Origin of the sequence: Pseudarthrobacter sp. L19, from assembly GCF_050859435.1 — a bacterium.
Classification (GTDB): domain Bacteria; phylum Actinomycetota; class Actinomycetes; order Actinomycetales; family Micrococcaceae; genus Arthrobacter.
The window spans coordinates 233,366-252,752 of record NZ_CP193935.1 but is presented as its reverse complement, the minus strand read 5'-3'; the positions used below and the strand labels follow the sequence as shown (position 1 = coordinate 252,752).

General features: G+C 69.8%; 12 protein-coding genes and 3 pseudogenes. 4 read left to right on the top strand and 11 right to left on the bottom strand.

Features of this window, described 5'->3' with window-relative positions:
* Positions 1-34 precede the first annotated feature (34 nt).
* Entirely contained in the window at positions 35-670 is a 636-nt protein-coding gene (locus tag ACRQ5B_RS01165; protein ID WP_432396118.1) for a hypothetical protein, read from the bottom strand.
* A gap of 129 nt (positions 671-799) precedes the next feature.
* Between ACRQ5B_RS01165 and ACRQ5B_RS01160 the strand changes: the two genes are divergently transcribed.
* Complete coding sequence (locus tag ACRQ5B_RS01160; RefSeq protein ID WP_432396115.1) at positions 800-1,051, top strand: DUF1272 domain-containing protein; 252 nt, start codon at positions 800-802, stop codon at positions 1,049-1,051.
* Between the two features lie 15 nt (positions 1,052-1,066).
* Here the strand turns inward: ACRQ5B_RS01160 and ACRQ5B_RS01155 are convergent.
* The 3 genes and pseudogenes from ACRQ5B_RS01155 to ACRQ5B_RS01145 all read right to left on the bottom strand — a co-directional run bounded on the left by ACRQ5B_RS01155 (position 1,067) and on the right by ACRQ5B_RS01145 (position 6,137).
* Positions 1,067-2,622: pseudogene (locus ACRQ5B_RS01155) on the bottom strand (FAD-dependent oxidoreductase).
* Positions 2,619-4,796, bottom strand: a pseudogene (locus tag ACRQ5B_RS01150) (molybdopterin oxidoreductase family protein). The pseudogenes ACRQ5B_RS01155 and ACRQ5B_RS01150 overlap by 4 nt, the downstream one beginning before the upstream one ends.
* Complete coding sequence (locus ACRQ5B_RS01145) at positions 4,797-6,137, bottom strand: MFS transporter (protein ID WP_432398650.1); 1,341 nt, start codon at positions 6,135-6,137, stop codon at positions 4,797-4,799.
* 432 nt (positions 6,138-6,569) lie between these two features.
* On the opposite strand from ACRQ5B_RS01145, the gene ACRQ5B_RS01140 reads away from it, so the two are divergent.
* On the top strand, positions 6,570-7,979 hold the full coding sequence (locus ACRQ5B_RS01140) for an MFS transporter (protein ID WP_432396113.1): 1,410 nt from the start codon (positions 6,570-6,572) through the stop codon (positions 7,977-7,979).
* 131 nt (positions 7,980-8,110) lie between these two features.
* Here ACRQ5B_RS01140 and ACRQ5B_RS01135 read toward each other — a convergent pair whose 3' ends face one another.
* The 3 genes and pseudogenes from ACRQ5B_RS01135 to ACRQ5B_RS01125 all read right to left on the bottom strand — a co-directional run bounded on the left by ACRQ5B_RS01135 (position 8,111) and on the right by ACRQ5B_RS01125 (position 11,518).
* Complete coding sequence (locus ACRQ5B_RS01135; protein WP_432396110.1) at positions 8,111-8,842, bottom strand: glutamine amidotransferase; 732 nt, start codon at positions 8,840-8,842, stop codon at positions 8,111-8,113.
* 33 nt (positions 8,843-8,875) lie between these two features.
* Positions 8,876-10,707 (bottom strand): annotated as a pseudogene (locus tag ACRQ5B_RS01130) (acetyl/propionyl/methylcrotonyl-CoA carboxylase subunit alpha).
* A 133-nt stretch (positions 10,708-10,840) separates the two neighbouring features.
* Positions 10,841-11,518 carry a Maf family protein gene (locus tag ACRQ5B_RS01125; protein ID WP_432396107.1) on the bottom strand — a complete coding sequence of 226 codons (678 nt, stop codon included), beginning with the start codon at positions 11,516-11,518 and terminating at the stop codon, positions 10,841-10,843.
* A 241-nt stretch (positions 11,519-11,759) separates the two neighbouring features.
* On the opposite strand from ACRQ5B_RS01125, the gene ACRQ5B_RS01120 reads away from it, so the two are divergent.
* Entirely contained in the window at positions 11,760-13,166 is a 1,407-nt protein-coding gene (locus ACRQ5B_RS01120; RefSeq protein ID WP_432396104.1) for an HNH endonuclease, read from the top strand.
* A 182-nt stretch (positions 13,167-13,348) separates the two neighbouring features.
* Here the strand turns inward: ACRQ5B_RS01120 and ACRQ5B_RS01115 are convergent, their stop codons facing one another.
* Genes ACRQ5B_RS01115 through ACRQ5B_RS01105 form a run of 3 tightly spaced genes read right to left on the bottom strand, consistent with a single transcriptional unit; the run spans position 13,349 to position 17,005 of the window.
* A complete protein-coding gene (locus ACRQ5B_RS01115) occupies positions 13,349-15,889 on the bottom strand; it encodes an MMPL family transporter (RefSeq protein WP_432396102.1) in 2,541 nt (846 codons plus the stop codon).
* Position 15,890: 1 nt separating this feature from the next.
* Positions 15,891-16,592, bottom strand: coding sequence for a TetR/AcrR family transcriptional regulator (locus ACRQ5B_RS01110; RefSeq protein WP_432396099.1), 702 nt, complete (start codon positions 16,590-16,592; stop codon positions 15,891-15,893).
* A gap of 38 nt (positions 16,593-16,630) precedes the next feature.
* Positions 16,631-17,005 (bottom strand): YbjQ family protein, encoded by a 375-nt coding sequence (locus ACRQ5B_RS01105; protein WP_432396097.1) that lies wholly within the window; start codon positions 17,003-17,005, stop codon positions 16,631-16,633.
* A 180-nt stretch (positions 17,006-17,185) separates the two neighbouring features.
* Between ACRQ5B_RS01105 and ACRQ5B_RS01100 the strand changes: the two genes are divergently transcribed.
* Entirely contained in the window at positions 17,186-17,755 is a 570-nt protein-coding gene (locus tag ACRQ5B_RS01100; protein ID WP_412882495.1) for a hypothetical protein, read from the top strand.
* Positions 17,756-17,844: 89 nt separating this feature from the next.
* Here the strand turns inward: ACRQ5B_RS01100 and ACRQ5B_RS01095 are convergent, their stop codons facing one another.
* Positions 17,845-19,302, bottom strand: a complete 1,458-nt coding sequence (locus ACRQ5B_RS01095) for a dicarboxylate/amino acid:cation symporter (RefSeq protein WP_412882496.1) — start codon at positions 19,300-19,302, stop codon at positions 17,845-17,847.
* Positions 19,303-19,387: the final 85 nt, after the last annotated feature.

The window sequence follows — 19,387 nt, the reverse complement described above, 5'->3', positions numbered from 1 at the left end:
GGCTTCACTACTTGGTTTTCTCCGCCGCCGGGACTTAGGCCGCGGCGGCCCGCTTGCTTTCCGGCGTCGACTTTCCGCGCGTCATCAGGGACGCCACGAGGTAGATGGCTCCGGTGACCAGAGGAACCACACTGGCCGCGGCGAGCGAGGCCGCCGGGCCGGACCTGGCCAGGACCGTGATCAACAGCGGGACGGCCCCCAGGGCCAGCAGCAGCCAGCCGGCCGTGCGGGTCCGTTCCAATCCCAGGACGGCGGCAGCGAACGCGAGCACGACGACGCCGATGGCGAGCACCGGACCATGAGCATTCTGGATATCGCGTGCCGCCGCCGGATCGAGGGCAAACCATATACAGACGGCGACGAGAACCGCCGTCAGCGCCACCAGCAACGGAGCGCTTCCGGCCGGCCAGAACCAGGCGAGGACAGCGAGGACCAGAGCCGGTGCCGCCCAGGACAGGATCATCATCAGACCGGCCTGGCCGCCGGGCTCGTCCATCGCGTAGCCGCCGATGAATGCTCCGGCCAAAAGAGTGAAGACCGTCATGAGCGCAAGGCCGGTCTTCACCAGTGTGCCGGCCCTCCGCCGAGGGTCTTTCTGCCGACCGATGGCGACCGCCACCACGACCGCGAGGACGACGACGGCGACGGCCAGGAGGATGGGGACGGACATTGTGTGCCTCCGGATGCGGTGAGGGCCTGCGCCCAGTGAAGCCTGCTCCCGGAGCCGCGCCAAGAGGCCAAGGACCCGCCGGGTCGAAGGCCGCGCGGCGCGTCAGTTACTGCCCGGTAGGCTGGTCGCATGCTTGAGATCCGACCGAACTGCGAATGCTGCGACAGGGACATCGCGCCCACCGACGAGGCCTACATCTGCACCTTCGAGTGCACCTGGTGCCCGGGCTGCGTCGCCCGTTTCCGCGACGGGGCGTGCCCCAACTGCGGCGGTAACCTCGAGCGGCGTCCGGTCAGGCCGGCCGCAGCCCTCGTTTCCAACCCGGCCAGCACGCTGCGGGTCGTCTCGCCCAGCTGCCAGGAACGCCTGACGGAGGTGTAGGTGCCGACCCAGCCGCTACGCCACCGCCGCCTGGAAGTGCTTTTCGATCAGGCCCCTGATCTCGTCGTGGCAGCTGCCGCAGCCGGCGCCGGCGCGGGTGGTCCCGGAGACCTCGGCAACCGTCGAGCAGCCGGAGGAAACGGCTGAGGCAATGGCAGTGCCGCTGACCCCGGCGCAGCGGCACACGGTCCGCGCCGGGTCGGCCACGGACTGCGAGGCGTCAGCCTCCGGCCCGTCCAGCCGGAGCAGCAGTGACCGGTCAGCCGGCAGTTCCGCACCGCGTTCGAAGAGCTGCACCAGCTCGGCCGCCGTGCGGGGCATGCCGACGGCCACCAGACCCTCCAGCACCCCGGCGCGGGTGGACATCTTGACGTAGCGGCCGTGCTCGGGGTCGGCCCACTGGGAGACCTGCAGCCGCGGCCGGCCGCCGGCCGCCCCGGAACACAGCGCCTCCTCGTCCCATGGATCCGCGCTGACGTCGCCGGCCACGGCCATGGTCAGCCCGCGCGCCTTGAGCACCACCACGGCCGGCTGTTCAGGGGGCAGCGGTGGCACCGCCTCGGCTGCGTCAGGGGAACCCCGGCCAGCAGCGTGAGGTAGCCGGCCAGCCACTCGGCCTGCCGCCATCCCGGCCCCACCAGTCCGGATGGCCCACGGGACGTGCGGCAGTCCACGCAGTCCGGTTCGGGGCACCGGACCTCCGCGCAGTCGCCGACGGCGAAGACATGCGGCTCGTGGTGCGTACGGAGCCGGTGGTCCACCAGGATGCCGGCCGCCGTCGGCAGCCCGCAGCCCTCCGCGAGCTCAACGCGGGGCAGCACGCCGCAGGACAGCACCAGCAGGTCCCCGTCGATCGCGGAGCCGTCGTCCAGGAGCAACACGGAGAATCCGCCGTCGTCGTCCGTCTCCACGCCCACGGACCGCGCATTGCCGGCCATCCGCACCCCGCAGTTCCGCAGCGATGCCGCCAGCACGGCCCCGCCGCCGCGGTCGATGCTGCGGCCCAGCGGGAACGGGCCGTTGTGCACCACGGTCACGGTGGCGCCCTCCTCGGCGGCGGCCAGCCCGGTTTCGAGGCCCAGCACTCCGCCGCCCAGGACCACCACGCGTTTGCCGCCGGCCACTGCGGCGTGCAGCGCCGCCGCGTCCGGCAGGTCGCGCAGCGCGGTCACCCCGGGCGGAAGGGCGGGCCGGCCGGGATCCGGATTCAGCCCGGTCAGGTTGGGAATCACGGGCCGGGCGCCGGTGGCGAACACCAGCCGGTCATAGCGTGGGGTGCTGCCGTCACCGAGCAGGAGCCGGCGCCGGGCCCGGTCCACCCGGCGGACCCGCATGCCCAGCCGGACATCGACGCCGGCGGCGACCAGGGACGCCGCATCGGCAAGGGCCAACGCGTCCGCGCTGGTCCGGCCGACGCCCAGGTCCGCCACCAGGACCCGGTTATAGGCGGCCACGGGTTCCTCTCCAATCACGGTCAGCTCCACCACCCCGGACGCCACCGCCGGCAGCAGTTCATCGATCAGCCTCGCCGCAACCGGGCCGAAGCCCACCACCACAACACGTTCGCTCATGAGGCACCTTCCCTCTGCAGGGCTACGGCGGGCGCACCGGCAGCAACCGGCCGCACCAATACCTGGCTGGTCTTGAATTCCGGCATCCCGGAGACGGGGTCCGTCGCGGCCTCCGTAAGCCGGTTCGCGCTCTCCACCCCGGGGTAGTGGAACGGCAGGAACACGGTTTCCGGGCGGATGTCCGGGCTGACCTCGGCACGGCACAACACCTCGCCGCGGCCGTTCGCCACGAGCACCAAGGCGGCGTCGTCGATGCCCTGCGCCGCGGCGGCCGAGGGATGCAGCTGCAGCCGCGCCTCGGGCCGTGAATCCACCAAGGTGGGCACACGCCGGGTCTGGGCGCCCGACTGGTAATGCTCCAGCCAGCGTCCGGTCACCAGGGTCATCGGGGCGCCGCCGCCCACGCACCCTGGGGCGCCGCCGTCCCCGAAGCCGGCGGATTCGGCGGACGGCGCACGACGGCGGGGCGTCACCGGCGTGAACACCGCACGCCCGTCCGGATGGGCGAAGGCCTCCAAAAACAACCGCGGCGTCCCGGCGCTGCCCGCGGGATACGGCCAGTAGGCCTCCTCGCCGCGGTCCAACATCGCGTAATCGATCCCGGAGTAGTCCGCCGGTCCGCCGGCGGAAGCCCGGCGGAGTTCCTCGAACACGGTCTCCGGATCCTCGCTGAAGGTCGACGGGGCGTCCAGCAACTCGGCCAGCCGTGCCATGATCCACAATTCACTGCGGACCCCGGGCGGGGAGTGACGGCCCGGCGGCGGCGCAGCACCCGGCCCTCGAGGTTGGTCAGCGTTCCCTCCTCCTCGGCCCACTGGGTCACCGGCAGGATCAGGTCCGCCTCGGCCGCAGTCTCGGAGACGAAGAAGTCACAGACCACCAGGAAATCCAGCCGGCGCAGACCCGCGATCACGGCAGTCGCATCCGGGGCGGACACCGCCACGTTGGCGCCGTGCACGAAGAGGCAGCGGACGCCATCGGGCTGTCCCAGCGCGGCAAGGAGTTCGACGGCGGGGACCCCGGGACCCGGGATCAGCGCCTCGGGCACTCCCCAGACGCCCGCGACGTGGGCGCGCGCCGCGGGGTCGGTGATCTTCCGGTAGCCGGGCAGCTGGTCCGCTTTTTGACCGTGTTCCCGCCCGCCTTGGCCGTTGCCCTGGCCGGTCAGTGTCCCGTAGCCGCTCCGGGCCGACCCCGGCAGGCCCAGCAGCAGGGCCAGGTTAATCGCGGCGGTGGCGGTGTCCGTCCCGTCCACGTGTTGTTCCACGCCGCGGCCAGTCAGGATGTAGCTGCCGCCGCGGCTCGCCCCCTCGGCCAAGCGCCGGGCCGTGTCCCGGATCAGGCCGGCCGGCACGCCGGTGAGAGACTGCACGCGCTCGGGCCAGAAACCGGCCACGCTGCGGGCGAGGGCCGGGTAGCCGGCGGTGCGCCCGGCGATGAAGTCCTGATCCGCCAGGCCCTCGTGGATCACCACATGCGCCAGCCCCAGCAGCAGGACCAAATCAGTGCCCGGCAGTGGCTGCATGTGCAGCCCGGCGCCGTCGGAGGTCAGGGCGGCCGTCGCGGAGCGCCGCGGGTCGACCACGATCAGGCCGCCGGCATCCCGCGCCCCGCGCAGGTGCTGCACGAACGGCGGCATCGTTTCCGCCACGTTGGAGCCAAGCAGGAGCACGGTGGCTGCGCCGTCCAAGTCGGCCACCGGGAACGGCAGCCCCCGGTCAAGGCCGAACGCGCGGATCCCGGCCGCCGCGGCGGAGGACATGCAGAACCTGCCGTTGTAATCGATCCGGGAGGTCCCCAGCCCAAGACGAGCGAACTTGCCCAGCTGGTAGGCCTTCTCGTTGGTCAGCCCGCCGCCGCCAAACACGCCGACGGCGTCGGGGCCGTAGGCGGCCCGGGTCTTCCGGACCGCCGTGGCGACGAAGTTGAGGGCGGTGTCCCAGTCGACCGGCCGGTGCACGCCGTCCGCACCTTTGACCAGCGGTTCGAGTGACCCGCCCGGGGTGCTCGAGCAACGACGTCGAGGTCCAGCCCTTCCGGCATAGCCCGCCACGGTTGGTGGGGAACTCCCTGCCGGTCACCTCGAGCGGGGCCTCCGCGGCCGCCTGCGCGGTCAGCATCATGGCACACTGCAGGGCGCAGTACGGGCAGTGGGTTGCGGCGCCGTCGGCCATCTAGACGTGTCCCTTGCCGTGCCCTGCGGGGCGCAGGTAGCAGGCCCAGCACACGGCCAGCATCAGGACGTAGGCCGCGACGAAGCCGTAGAACGCCGGTGTATAGGAGCCCGTGGCGGTGTTCGCGGTGTTGAGCACCTGCGGGATCACGAAGCCGCCGTAGGCTCCGATCGCCGAGATCAGCCCCAGCGCCGAGGATGCCAGTTTCTGCGTGGCCGCCGGAGCGGCCCCGGTGCGGGCTGCCTGGCTGTGCAGGGCGAAGATCACCGGGATCATCCGGTAGGTAGCACCGTTGCCGAAGCCGCTGGCCGTGAAGAGCGCCAGGAACAGGACCAGGAAGAGCCAGAAGTTCTTCAGCGGCAGCGTCCACACCACGGTCAGGGTGATTGCGGCCATCGCAGCGAACGCGGCCACGGTCATCCGCGCCCCGCCCAGCCGGTCGGCCATCCGTCCGCCGTAGGGCCGCGCCAGGGATCCCACCAGCGGGCCGAGGAAGGCCAGAGAGAGCGCCACAGTTCCCACCCCGAAGGAGGAGAACGCCGGGAAGTAATCCTTGATCAGCTTGGGAAAGACGCCCGCGAAGCCGATGAACGAGCCGAACGTGCCGATGTACAGCAGCGCCATCACCCACAGGTGCGGTTCCCGGACCGCGGCGAGGGAGCCGGCCACGTCACCCTTGGCGCTGGTGAGGTTGTCCATGTACTTCCAGGCGCCGAATGCCGCGAGCAGGATCAGTGGAACCCACATCAGCCCGGCCACGGGCAGGTTGACGGCGCCGGCGGCCAGCAGGGTGACGGCGACCGGGACGGCCAGCTGGGCGACGGCGGCGCCCAGGTTTCCGCCGGCGGCGTTGAGGCCCAGCGCCCAGCCCTTTTCCCGGGCCGGGTAGAAGAAGCTGATGTTCGCCATCGAACTGGCGAAGTTGCCGCCGCCGAAACCGGCCAGGGCGGCCACCAGCAGCATGACGCCGAACGGCGTGCCCGGGTTGGCCACGCAGAACGCCAGCCCGGTGGAGGGGATCAGCAGCAGCAGCGCCGAGACCACCGTCCAGTTCCGGCCGCCGAACCGCGGGACCATGAAGGTGTAGGGGATGCGGAGGGTCGCTCCGACAAGGCTGGGCATCGAGATCAGCCAGAAGATCTCATTGGTGGAGAAGCGGAAACCGGCCGCGGGCAGCTGCACCACCACGATCGACCAGAGCTGCCAGACCACGAAGCCCAGGAACTCCGCAAAGATGGACCAGTTCAGGTTCCGCAGGGCGATGCCGCGCCCCACTGACTCCCATTGGGCGGTGTTCTCGGCGTCCCAGTTGGCGATCCAGCGGCCGGGCCGGTGTTCCAGCGCGGGAACGTCGACGGCGGTGCGGGCGGCGGTGCCGGTGCCGCCGCCGGTGCGGGAAGCGCCGGCGACGCGGGCACCGTCGTCGTGGCCGCCGTGGTCGTGTGTTGGGGGAGCGAGGGTGGCGGTGTCTGCGATGCGTTCTGTCACGGGGACCTCCTTGGGGATGTTCCCTCAAAGCTAGGGAGGTCGCATTTCCGGGACGCTCGCCGAATGTAAACGTGCTGTGACGTTTGCCTATCCGGGGTTCAGCCGGGGGCGTGAGGCGCCGGCGGCATCCCGGGCCATCCGACCCCTGATCCGGGCGACACGCAGATGTCCAAATAGTGAAATAAATGTCCAACTCGTGGACAGTGCCGCGTAATATGGCAGATATATTCCACTCCTTTGCCGGACGGCCCCGCGGGTCGCCGGTCTTGATGAAAGCGTTCTCACATGTCACCCACCGCCATGTCGACGGAGCATGGATCCGCCAAGCAGGTGAACTCGCGCGGCCGCGTGATCGTTGCCAGCTTGATCGGCACCACCGTCGAGTTCTACGACTTCTACGTCTACGCCACGGCCGCCGTCCTGGTCTTCCCGAAGCTCTTCTTCCCGGGCCAGAACGAGACCACCCAGCTCCTGAGCTCCTTCGCCGTCTTCGGCGTCGCGTTCGTCGCCCGTCCGCTCGGCTCGATCGTCTTTGGGCACTTCGGTGACAAGTTCGGGCGCAAGGGCACCCTGGTTGCCTCCCTGCTCACCATGGGCATCGCAACCTTCCTGATCGGCTGCCTCCCCACGGCACTGGTACCGGGCTGGGAATTCTGGGCGCCGGCACTGCTGGTGGTCATGCGCTTCGCCCAGGGCCTGGCCCTCGGCGGCGAATGGAGCGGCGCCGCGCTGCTCGCGACGGAGAACGCCCCGGCCAACAAACGCGCGATCTACGGAACGTTCCCGCAGCTGGGCGCGCCGATCGGCTTCATCATCGCCAACGTCCTCTTCCTGGTCTTCAGCTACACCCTGACCCCGCAGGCCTTCAGCGACTGGGGCTGGCGCGTGCCGTTCCTGGTCAGCGCCGTCATGGTCATCATCGGCCTGTACGTCCGCCTGAAGCTGATCGAAACCCCCGCCTTCACCAAGGTCCTGGAGACCAACGAGGTTGCCAAGCTGCCGCTGGGCCGGGTCTTCAAGACCAGCTGGCGCCCGCTGATCCTGGGCACCTTCATCATGCTGGCCACCTACGTGCTCTTCTACCTGATGACCACGTTCACGCTGACCTACGGCACCAAGCCGACCCTGGCCGGCGCGCAGGCCGCCGCGGAGAAGGCCGGCAAGCCGATGAGCGAGGCCGCCACGGCCGCGTTCGTCCCTGGGCTGGGCTACTCCCGCAACGACTTCCTCTGGATGCTGATCGCCGGCGTCGTGTTCTTCGGCATCTTCACCCTGGTCTCGGGTCCGCTGGCCGAAAAGTACGGCCGCCGCAAGATGCTGCTGGCAGTCACCGCCGGCATCTTCGTCTTCGGCCTGCTCTTCGTGCCGCTGTTCAGCGCCGGGTTCGCCGGTACCATGGGCTTGCTGATTCTCGGTTTCTCCCTGATGGGCCTGACCTTCGGCCCGATGGGTGCGCTGCTGCCGGAGCTCTTCCCGACCAACGTCCGTTACACCGGCTCGGCCATCAGCTACAACGTCTCCTCCATCCTGGGTGCGGCCGTGGCTCCGTTCATCGCCGTCTGGCTGTGGGAGTCCGCCAAGGGCAGCCCCGTCCTGGTGGGCGTCTACCTCTCGGTCATGGCCGTGCTGACGCTGATCGCACTGTTCATCAGCCGCGAGACCCGCGATCTGGACTACGAGAACAACGTGGCCTGACGCCCCTCCCCGGTTACTGCGGCAAATGCCCGGCGTGTGCACCTGACACGCCGGGCATTTCCGTGTCCGGGGCGGGTGCGGCCGGAAGTAACCGGAGAGGAGCGTACGACGGCGGCGGCTTCCTTGCAGGGCTAGCGCGCGTACCGCTCCACGAAGTTGCGCAGGATGGTCATCGGCTCGCTTACGTTGTGGCTCCGGGCCTGGGCCATGAGTTCCTCGGCGGATTCGGGCGGGAAGTAGCCTGCGTGCCGGTAGATGTCGATCCGGGTGGTGAGGCCGTCGGCGTCGAGCTCCGGATGGAACTGGGTGGCATAGAGGTTGGACCGGATCCGGAACATCTGCACCGGGCAGGTCTCCGAGCTGGCCAACAGCACGGCCCCGCCGGGCAGTACGGTGCAGGCTTCCTTGTGCCCGACGAAGGCGGTGAACTGCTCCGGTAATCCGCGCAGCAGCGGGTCCTGCAGGCCTTCGTCGGTCTGGCTGACGGTCACGCCGCCCAGCCCCTCGCCGTAGGTCCGGTCGATCACCGCGCCCTGATGCAGGCCCAGGGTGCCGACTCCGTAGCAGGCGCCCAGGAACGGGAAGTCCTCGGCCACAATCCGGTCCAGCAGGGCGAACAGGTCCTTTTCCACCCGGTGCTGGACGTCGGTCTTCTCCTCCGCGGGATCGCTGGAGGTGAACGGGCTGCCGCCGACAATCACGCCCGAGTACCGCTCCAGGTCCAACTCGGGCAGCGGCGCGGCCTCCATGCGGATCCGGTGCAGCCCGGACTCGGCCAGGCCGGTGTAGCGCAGGTAGGCGAGATATTCGTCGTCGGCGGCGGCGTCCTCCGCGCGGGAGGCGAGCAGCAGGAAGGGCTTCACAGACCTAAGTCTGCACCGCCGCCGACGCGGCCGCTATTCGGCGCTCTCGCCGTCCTCGATCATGGCGATCACGGCACCGGCGGATACGGTCTCTCCGGCGGAGGCGGACAATCCGATCACGATGCCGGCGCGGTGCGCGGTCAGCGGCTGTTCCATCTTCATGGCTTCCAGCACCACCACAAGGTCACCCTCGGCGACGCGCTCACCCTCGGCGACGGCCACCTTGACGATGGTGCCCTGCATCGGGGAGGTCAGGGCGTTCCCGCCGGCGGCCGCGGCGGGACCGGCGGCGCTGCGGGAGCGCTTCTTGGCCTTGGCGGGCTTGCCGCCGCCGCTGACGGTACCCAGCGATGCGGGCAGCACAACTTCCATCCGCTTGCCGCCGACCTCGACGACGACGCGCTGGCGTTCGCCGGCGTCGGCCGCCTCAGCGGTGGTGCCGCCGGGGTCCAGGCGGGAATGTCGTTGACGAACGCGGTCTCGATCCAGCGGGTGTGGACCTTGAACGGTCCCTCCGCCGGGGCGAATTCGGGGTTGGTGACGACGGCCAGGTCGAACGGGATGACCGTGGGGATGCCCTCGACCACCATTTCCTCGAGGGCGCGGCGGGAGCGCTGCAGGGCCTGCTCGCGGGTGGCGCCGGTGATGACCAGTTTGGAGAGCATGGAGTCGAAGTTGCCGCTGATGACGTCGCCCTGCTCCACGCCGGAGTCGATCCGGACGCCGGGGCCGGTGGGGTTCTTCAGCGCGGTGATGGTGCCGGGGGCGGGCATGAAGTTCCGGCCCGGGTCCTCGCCGGTGATGCGGAATTCGATCGAGTGTCCGCGGACCTCGGGGTCGCCGTAGCCGAGCTCCTCGCCGCGGGCCAGCCGGAACTGTTCGCGGACCAGGTCGATGCCGGTGACTTCCTCGGAGACGCAGTGCTCCACCTGGAGGCGGGTGTTGACCTCGAGGAAGGAGATGGTGCCGTCCTGGCCGACCAGGAATTCGCAGGTGCCCGCGCCGAGGTAGCCGGCCTCCTTGAGGATGGCCTTGGAGGATTCGTAGAGGCGCTGGTTCTGCTCGTCGGTCAGGAACGGTGCGGGGGCCTCTTCGACCAGTTTCTGGTTGCGGCGCTGCAGCGAGCAGTCGCGGGTGGAGACGACGACGACGTTGCCGTGCGCGTCGGCCAGGCACTGGGTTTCGACGTGGCGGGGCGCGTCGAGGAAGCGTTCGATGAAGCATTCGCCGCGGCCGAAGGCTGCGGTGGCCTCGCGGACGGCGGATTCGAAGAGTTCGGGGATCTCCTCGCGGGTGCGGGCGACCTTGATGCCGCGGCCGCCGCCGCCGAAGGCCGCCTTGATGGCGACCGGGAGGCCGAACTTGTCGACGAAGTCGAGGATTTCCTCGGCGGAGCTGACGGGGTCCGCGGTGCCGGGGACCTGGGGCGCGCCGACCTTTTCGGCGATGTGCCGGGCCTGGACCTTGTCGCCGAGGGCGGAGATAGCCTCGGGGGAGGGGCCGATCCAGGTGATGCCGGCGGCGATGACCTTGGCGGCGAATTCGGCGTTCTCGGCCAGGAAGCCGTAGCCGGGGTGGACGGCGTCCGCGCCGGAGCGCAGGGCCACCTCGATCAGCTTGTCCATGACCAGGTAGGACTCGGCCGCGGTGTTGCCGCCGAGCGCGTAGGCCTCGTCGGCGAGCTTGACGTGCAGGGCGTCGCGGTCCGGATCGGCGTAGACGGCCACCGAGGCCAGGCCTTCGTCACGGGCGGCGCGGATGATGCGCACCGCGATCTCGCCACGGTTGGCTATCAGAACCTTGCTCAGGCGGCGGGTGCCCGGCTGGGTTGAGGCGGGCGCGGACTGGACGGACTGCTCCGAAATAGCTGACAAGGCGTCTCCTTCTTTCCTTCACGGAGCCTAGCGCGGTTTTGTGGGTTCCGCCGAGATTCCTTGCGGATCCCGCGCGTAAACCGCTATTCCTTTGTGGGGTTCCTACAAGGCCGTGCGAATTGCCTCACTCGGCGCGGACCTCGGCGGGATTCGCGGCGCCGGAGGTCCACAGCTGTGTGACGTTGACTCCCGCCTGGGCCAGGAGGCCGCGGAGGGTGGAGATGGAGAGCCCGACGACGGTGTGCGGGTCGCCGTCGACCTTGCGGATGAACGCTCCGCCGTAGCCGTCGATGGTGAACGATCCGGCGCACAGGAGCGGCTCCTCGGTGGCGATGTAGGTGTCGATCTCCGCCTCGCTCATGTCCATGAAGTGCACCTCGGCCGAGGCGACGGAGCCCAGCGTCGCACCGGAACCCGTGGCGCCGGCGTCGTCCGATTCGTCCGTGTCCCGGCAGTCGACCAGCCAGTGTCCTGTGTGCAGGATGCCCATGCTGCCGCTCATCCGGAGCATGCGTTCCTTGGCGACCTCGGGGGTGTAGGGCTTGCCGTGGGCTTCGCCGTCGAATTCGAAGACGGAGTCGCAGCCGATCACCAGGGCGCCCTCCGCCTCGGGCAGCGAAGCGACCGCCTCGGCCTTGGCGCGGGCCAGGAGGAGGGCGGTGTCGTGGGGGTCGGTCACGCCGTAGCGGGCCTGGACGGCGTCCTCGTCGACGTCCGAGACGAGGACGGAGTGCGCGATGCCGGCATTGCTGAGCAGCTTGGTGCGGGCGGGGGACTGGGAGGCGAGGATCAGGCGGGTCACGAAACCAGCGTAGTTCCTCGGGCTGACAGTGTGGCGGGTTCGGTGGGCATGTGTGGCTGGTTGGAGGCCGGCTCAGCCGTCGCCACGCGCCCAAGTAAAGCGGACGACGACGGTGCGTCGCCGAGGGTGCCGGCCGCATTGCTGCGGGTCCGTCGTCAGGTCTCGGTCCCTGCGGCAGGGGCGGGGCGTAATGGCATGGGCGCGGCCTTATATTGTCAGACCCCTCCGGTTGAATTGATTTATGGAAGGCACTCGGAAGCTTTTCGAGGATTCAGTCGCTGCAGCGGCCCCCACGGTGGGAGACGCGGCGGCGATCATCGATGAGCTCCGTGCTCTGGAGGACCGGAAGTCGGCGATCTCAGCCCGGCAGGCCAGGTTGGCGGTGGCGCTGGATGTGGTCCGGCGGCGGGAACAAGCCGCTCTTGGCTTGCCCGCGGACCAGCTCGGCGCGGGTGTTGCGGCGGAGGTTGCGTTGGCGCGGCGGGAATCCCCGGCCAAAGGCTCACGGTTGCTGGGGCTTGCCCGGGCGCTCGTCACCGAGATGCCGCACACCCTCGCCGCCCTCGGCACCGGGCACCTGAACGAATGGCGCGCCACGCTCCTCGTCCGCGAAACTGCCTGCCTGGACGCCGACGACCGGGCCGCCGTGGACGAAGAACTCGCCGCCGACACCGGAACCTTCGACGGCGCCGGAGACCGGGCCATCATCTCCGCAGCCAAGACCGCCGCCTACCGGCACGACCCACGATCCGTCACCCAACGCGCAGCCCACGCCGAAACCGAACGCGGTGTCAGTCTCCGACCCGCACCGGACACCATGTGCTACCTCACCGCCCTACTCCCCGTCGCCGCAGGAGTCGCCACCTACGCGGCCCTGACCAGGCACGCCGACACCGCCCGCGCCGCAGGAGACCCACGGTCCCGCGGCCAGCTCATGGCCGATGCCTTGGTCGAACGCGTCACCGGGAACCCCGGCGGCATCACCGGCATCGAAGTCCAACTCGTCATGACCGACCGGACCCTCCTCGCCGGCGACAACGAACCCGCCCGCCTCTCCGGCTACGGGATCGTCCCCGCCGGGTGGGCAAGGAAACTCCTAGCCGGCAAAGGCGACAGCTCAGAGCTCACAACCTGGATCCGCCGGCTCTACACAGCGCCCGGCGCCGGCGAACTCATCGGCATGGACTCACGGGCCCGGCTCTTCCCCGCCGGCCTGCGCCGGTTCATCGAGGCTCGCGACAACACCTGCCGCACCCCCTACTGCGACGCACCCATCAGGCACCTCGACCACACCGTTCCCTGGCACCGCGGCGGAAAAACCACAGCAGCCAACGGCGCAGGCCTCTGCGAAGCCTGCAACCACACCAAAGAAACCCCCGGCTGGACCGCCCGGACGGTCACTGGAACGGGTTCCGACCACCCGGCAGAAGCGACCAGGACAGCTGAACCGGGTATACGGGCCGGTCTGGACAGCGCAAGACCGCAGTCCAGCCGTGCCTGGCGCCACACCCTGGAACTCACCACTCCCACGGGCCACACCTATTCCTCGGTCGCGCCGCCGCTTCCCGGTGAGCCGTCGAAGCCCCGGAGCCGGCGAAAACAACTCAAGAGGCACGTTGGAACCTCCGCCGTCCCCCGAGCCGGATAGAAATCTCTCCCGGCCGGGTGCCGGCACTGCGGGTCTGGACAAGACAGGGCCATCAAGAAGAAACAACCCAAACGACCACCGCCCGCCGATCACAGGGATCGACGGGCGGCGTCTAGGGGAGTTCGGCGCAGGGGTGCGGTGCCGGGTTCGGTGCGCAACCCGGGAAGCGGCGGAAGCAACCCTTACCGGGCGGCGACTCCGGCCGGCTCGGACTCGGCGGCCCCGCCGTCGGCGTCGGCCTTGCGCAGCTTGGCACCCTCGACGTCGACGTCCGGGAGAATCCGGTCGAGCCAGCGGGGCAGCCACCACGCCTTGCTGCCCAGCAGGTACATGACCGCGGGGACGATCGTCATGCGCACCACGAACGCGTCCACCAGCACGCCGAACGCCATGGCGAAGCCCAGCGGCCGGACCATGTTCAGGTGCGAGAAGATGAAGCCGGAGAACACGCTGACCATGATGATCGCGGCGGCGGTCACCACGGCGGCCGCGTGGCTGAAGCCGGACCGGACCGCGTGCTTGGCCGTCTCGCCGTGCATGTACGCCTCGCGCATCCCGGAGGCGATGAACACCTGGTAGTCCATCGCCAGGCCGAACAGCACGCCGATCAGGATGATGGGAAGGAAGCTCAGCACCGCGCCCGGGTTCTCCACACCGAACACGGACCCCAGCCAGCCCCACTGGTACACGGCCACCACGGCGCCGAACGCCGCGGCGAGCGAGAGCAGGAAGCCGCCGGTGGCCAGCAGCGGAACCACCACGGAGCGGAACACCAGTAGCAGCAGGATCAGCGAGAGCCCCACCACGATCGCCAGGTACGGCGGCAGCGCGTCGCCCAGCTTGGTGGAGACGTCCACGTTGCCGGCGGTCTGGCCGGTCAGGCCGATGGACACGCCGGTCTGGTCCTTGATCTGGCCCTTCTCGGCCCGCAGGTCGGCCACCACCTGGACGGTGCTGGCGCTGGCCGGACCCTCCTTCGGCAGCACCTGGAACACGGCGGTCCGGCGGTCCTCACTGAGGGCCAGCGGCACGGCGGCGGCCACGTTGTCGGTCTTCCGCAGGACGTCGGCGACGTCGAACTGCTTGGCCTGCGCGGCGGCCGCGTCCAGGCCCTCGGGGAGGTCGCCCACCACGATGATCGGTCCGGTCATGCCCTCGCCGAAGCTGCGCTTGGTGACGTCGTAGGCCTTGAACGCGGTGGAGGCCACCGGTTCGGAGCTGGCGTCCGGCAGTGCGAGCCGCAGCTGGCTGGCCGGCAGCGCCACGACGCCCAGCAGGATCACGCCGGCCAGGAGTGCCAGCCACGGGTGCTTGGTGACGACGCCGCCCCAGCCGTGGCTGCCGCGGTACTCTTCGCGCTCCTGGTCCTCCGAGTCGTGTCCGGGGTCGGCGTTGTGCCGTTCGGCCTTGGCCCAGGCCCGCTTCGAGATCAGCTTCCGGCCCACCAGCGACAGGATGGCCGGGGTCAGCGTCAGGGCGACGACGACGGCGACTGCCACCGTAGCCGCGGCGGAGAGGCCCATCACTGCCAGGAACGGCAGTCCGGGCACCACCAGGGCGGCCAGGGCGATAATGACTGTCAGGCCGGCGAACATCACGGCGTTGCCTGAGGTGCCGGTGGCCAGCGCCACGGATTCCTCCGTGTCCATGCCGGAGAGCAGCTGGCCGCGGTGCCGGTTGACGATGAAGAGCGAGTAGTCGATGCCGACCGCGAGCCCCAGCATCAGGGCCAGCATCGGCGAGATGGAGCTCATGTCGACGGCGCCGCTGAGCGCGAAGGTACCGCCGACGCCGACGGCCACGCCCACGATCGCCATCAGCAGCGGCAGGCCGGCGGCCACCAGGGTGCCGAGCATGACGATCAGGACCAGGGCGGCGACGGCGATGCCGATGATCTCCGCGGTGCCGAAGATCTCCGAGATGTCCTCGCTGATCTCCTTGCTGGGCAGGGCGGTGACGCTGGCGGCGGAGACCTCGTTGACGATGTCCTGGACCTGCTGGCGGACCTCCGGCTTCAGGCCGTTGATCGAGGTCTTGAACTGCACCTGGGCGATCGCGGCCTTGCCGTCCTCGGAGACGAACCGCAGCCCCTTGGAGGCCTCCAGCTGGCGCTTACCGAGCGCCAGCTTGGCGTCGCCGGCGGCGAGGTCTTTGGTGCCGGCGTCGAGCTTCGCCTGCCCGGCGGCGAGGGCCGCCTTCTGCTGGCCGAGCTGGGCCTCGATGGCGGCATCCGGCAGGCCGGCGGCCTTCATCTGGGCCTCGGCGGCGTCCAGCTTGGCCTTGCCGGCGGCGAGGTCCGCGGCGGACTTGTCCAGCTGCGCCTTGCCTGCCGCGGCCTGCTGCTCGCCGGCGGCCAGGTCGGTGCCGGCCTTGTCCAGCTGGGCCTGGGTGGCGAAGGGGTCCACGGTTCCCTGCACGTCAGGAATGGTCTTGAGCTTGGCCAGGGCGGCGGACACCGCGTCCTTGCCGGCCTGGCTGAACTGCGCGTCGTTGGCCTCGAAGACCACCGTGGCGGACCCGCCGGAGGACGACGGCAGGTCCTTCTTGAGCTTGTCCGCCATCTGCTGGGTCTCGGTGCCCGGGATCTGGAAGTTGTTGCTGAGGGTGCCGTGGAAGGCGGCGGCGGCCCCGCCGACGGCCACCATGACGGCGAGCCACAGCGAAATGACCAGCCAGCGGTGGCGGTAGGAGAACTTGCCGAGGCGGTACAGCAGGAGTGCCATGTCAGAGCCGATCTGGGGAAGGGGTGGCGGTGGAAGCGGCGGCCGGGGCGGCCGCCGGGGAAGCGAATCCGGAGCCCAGCAGGCTCATGGAGTCGATGAGGAGCTGGCGGAGGGCGGACAGCGAGGCGGGGGAGAGGTCGCCGTGGCAGCGGTCGAACCAGAGGTCCATGGCGGCCTTGCCGCAGGCGATGACCGAGCCGGCCAGCGCCCGCAGGTACAGCTCGTCGAGCGCCCCGGCGGGGCCGGTGAAGCGGGACCGGGCGGCCTCGATGATCTCGGCCGTGCAGTGGTCCCAGGCCTCCAGCTCGGAGCGGTTCAGCTGCGGGTTGGACTGGCCCAGGGTGTACAGCTCGGCCAGCGGGGCGATGGTCATGGGATCAGCGAGGGCCATGAGCGAGGCCCGGGCCGCCTCCAGGATGGGTTCGCTGACCGGGCGCAGCCGGAACTGCTGGAGCGCGGTGTCCAGGAAGCCGTGCGTCACCGAGGCGATGACGGCGTCGGTGCTGCCGAAGTAGTTGAAGAAGGTGCGGCGGGAGATCCCGGCGGCGTCGGCGATTTCCTCGACCGTGAAGTTGCCCGGGCCGTTGGCGCGCAGGAGCCCGAGGGCGGCGTCGATGATGGCCTGACGGGTGGCAGCCTTGTTCAATTCACGCCGGGAGGGTGCGGCCGCGGGGGCACCGGGACCGGTCGCGGAGGAGGGCATGGAATTACACTAAGTGCATCTTTGCACTCCGGGCAACTTTATGACGCTGAGGTCAGCTGGATTGACTGTCCGGTGGCGCCCTGCTCGCCGCTGGTCAGCGGAATCGCGTAGACCGCCGTGCCGTAGGCGCAGATCTCGGACCAGTTGTTGGCCATGTGGGCGGTGTCGAAGCGCATCGCCACGATCGCGTTGGCCCCGCGCTGGGCCGCTTCGGCCACCATCCGGGCCATGACCTCCTGCCGGCTTTCGTAGAGCACATCGGTCAGTTCACGCAGTTCCCCGCCTGCCAGCGACCGGAAGCCCGCCACCACTTGGGCGCCGACGTCGCGCGAGCGGACGGTAAGGCCCATGACCTCCCCGAAGACGGCATCGATGCGGTGGCCGGGGATGTCGTTGGTGGTGACGATCAGCATGCCCTGAGCCTAACCAGTGATCAGCATTCACAGGAAGCTAAAAGGTTCCCAACAGCCCACGCAGAAACGGGCAGTCCACACTGGAAGAGCGGCCGGTCCGTCAGCCACCATGGTTTCCGGGCCGCCGCACACCGTAAGACTGACACCGCCGTCGCTGACGGCAGATCCAGGAGACATCGCATGTCACGTACCAAGAGAATCACGCTCGGCGTCTCGGCCACCGCCCTGGCCCTGGGCGCAGGCCTCGGGGTGGCCGGGATGGCTTCCGCCACCACCACTCCCGCCCCCAGCCCGAGCGCCAGCTCCAGCGCGCCCGCCAACGGCAGCACCGCCAAGGGCGACGGCGACGGGATGCGCGGCGGCCACGGCCGCGGCGACCGCGAAGGCATGGCGGGCGTCAAGGCCGCGGAACTCGCCACCAAGCTGGGCGTTGACAAGACCAAGGTGGTCGATGCCCTGAAGGCCTTCCGTGACGCGCACAAGCCGTCCACGCCGCCGGCCCAGGGTACCAAGCCGGACCGCGCCGCCATGGAAACGGAGCTGGCCAAGTCGCTCGCCTCCTCGCTGGGGATCGACGAAGCCAAGGTCACCGCGGCGCTGGATGAATTGAAGTCCGAGGCCCAGGCCAAGCACGCGGCCGCGCTGAAGACGAAGCTGGACAAGGCCGTCAGCAGCGGCACCCTCACCCAGGCCGAGGCGGACGCCGTCACCAAGGCCGTCGAGAAGGGCGTCATCGGCGGCGGACGCTGACCGAAAGTCAACGACGCCGATCAGGCGAATTCGAACGAAAGGTCCCCGGGAGACGTATCTCCCGGGGACCTTTCGTTGTGGCGGGTGGGTCAGGCGTTGCTGCCCACCAGGCGGCCGCCCTCGAACTCGTCGGCGTCGGCCTCGCGGCTGCCGGCCGCGGCGGTCGGGTCGGAGCCCTTGGACTCGGCGTCGTCGTCGGCGAACGGGTCACCGTTACGAGGGGCGTTATAGAGTGCCTCATCCAGGATGCCCTGGCGCTTCGCGACGATCGTGGGGACCAGCGCCTGGCCCGCGACGTTGACCGCGGTGCGGCCCATGTCGAGGATCGGGTCGATCGCCAGCAGGAGGCCAACGCCGGCCAGCGGCAGGCCCAGGGTGGAGAGCGTCAGGGTCAGCATCACGACGGCGCCGGTGGTGCCGGCGGTCGCGGCGGAGCCCAGGACCGAGACCAGTGCGATCAGCAGGTACTGGCTGAAGTCCAGCTGGATGCCGAAGAACTGGGCCACGAAGATCGCGGACACGGCCGGGTAGATCGCGGCGCAGCCGTCCATCTTGGTGGTGGCGCCCAGCGGCACGGCGAAGGAGGCGTAGGCGCGGGGGACGCCCAGGGACCGTTCGGTGACGCGCTGGGTCAGCGGCAGGGTGCCCACCGACGAGCGCGAGACGAAGGCCAGCTGCACGGCCGGCCACACACCGGAGAAGTACTGCTTGATGGACAGGCCGTGGCTGCGGATCAGGACCGGGTAGACGACGAACAGGACCAGGGCCAGGCCCAGGTAGATGGCGACGGCGAACTTGCCGAGCGAGCCGATGGTGTCCCAGCCGTAGACGGCCACGGCGTTGCCGATCAGGCCGACGGTGCCCAGCGGGGCGATCCGGATGATCCACCAGAGGACCTTCTGGATGACGGCCAGGGCGGAGGCGTTGAGGTTCAGGAACGGTTCGGCGGCCTTGCCCACCTTGAGCGCGGCGATGCCGACGGCGATCGCGATCACCAGGATCTGGAGGACGTTGAAGCTCACGGCCGTGGTGGCGGTGCCGTCCGCGACGGTGGTGCTGGCGCCCAGGCCCAGGAAGTTCTTCGGGAAGAGGCCGATCAGGAACGCCCACCAGTCGCCGGACTTGCCGGTGTACTTGGCTTCCTGGGTGATGCCGGTACCGGCGCCGGGCTGCAGCAGGACGCCCAGGCCCATGCCGATCAGTACCGCGATCAGCGAGGTGATCGCGAACCAGAGCAGCGTGTTCCAGGCCAGCCGGGCCGCGTTGGAGACGGCGCGGAGGTTGGAGATGGAGCTGACGACGGCGGTGAAGATCAGCGGGACTACGGCCGTCTGCAGCAGCGAGACGTAGCTCGAGCCGATGGTCTGCAGCGTGGCGCCGAGGGCGTTCGGGGCCGCCTTGGTGCTGCCCGTGTACTTCGCGAGCAGGCCGAGGCCCAGGCCGACGATCAGCGCGGCGATGATCTGGAAGCCGAACGAGCCGGCCCAGCGTGGCAGCCGAAAACCGGGCTTGCCTGCGGTTGCGGGGGTACTTGTCTGAGTGGTCACCCGAATACGCTAGGACCACGGCCTCTACCACGGCGAATGAATGTTGAGAAATGTTACGCGGTAGATTTTGCAGGGCACTCCGGAA